This window comes from Methylobacterium sp. CCH5-D2, from assembly GCF_001556475.1.
GTDB lineage: Bacteria > Pseudomonadota > Alphaproteobacteria > Rhizobiales > Beijerinckiaceae > Methylobacterium > Methylobacterium hispanicum.
This window is the reverse complement of the sequence record NZ_LSIX01001072.1, coordinates 1-671: the sequence shown is the minus strand read 5'-3', so window position 1 is coordinate 671 and position 671 is coordinate 1. Positions and strand designations below refer to the sequence as shown.

General features: G+C 74.5%; 1 pseudogene. It reads left to right on the top strand.

Features of this window, described 5'->3' with window-relative positions:
* Positions 1-399: pseudogene (locus tag AX737_RS29050) on the top strand (ABC transporter ATP-binding protein); the annotation flags it as partial.
* Positions 400-671: the final 272 nt, after the last annotated feature.

Here is a 671-nt window from a genome sequence, read left to right as displayed (position 1 = left end):
GTCTCGGAGGGCGAGGGCCGCTGGATCGAGTACGCGGGCGGCTACTCGGACATGATCGGCCAGCGCGGCGCGGGCGTGCAGGCCCGCACGGCCGCGGGGCGCAAGGAAACGAGATCCGAGAAGGCCGAGCCGCGCGAGCGCGCCGCCGCGCCCGCGGGGCGGCCGAAGCTCGGCTTCAAGGACCAGCACGAACTGAAGACGCTGCCCGAGCGCATGAAGAAGCTGGAGGCGGCGATCGCGCAGCTGCGCGAGATCCTGGCCGATCCCGGCCTCTACGCCCGCGACCCCGGCCGCTTCGACAAGGCGAGCACGATGCTGTCCCAGGCCGAGACCGAACTCGCGGGGGCCGAGGACCGCTGGCTCGAACTGGAGATGCTGCGCGAGGCGGCCGGCGGCTGAGGCGGGGCTCGCGCAGGGCGACGCCCTCCCGCCCCTTCTGCAGGCGGGGGAATGGACGGCGGCCTTCAAGATGCCGGAAAGTCGGGCTGATCTGACGGCCTGCGGATCAGCCCTGCGAGAGCGCCCGTGCCGCTGCCCGATCGACAGACCCGTCTCCGCCGGTTCGGCTGGCTCGCCGGCCTGCCGCTGCTGGCCGTCGCCTGGGGCGGCGCGACCCTGCTCGCCGCGCCCCGGATCGGCGAGCGGATCGAGGCGGAGGCGCGCGAGGTGGT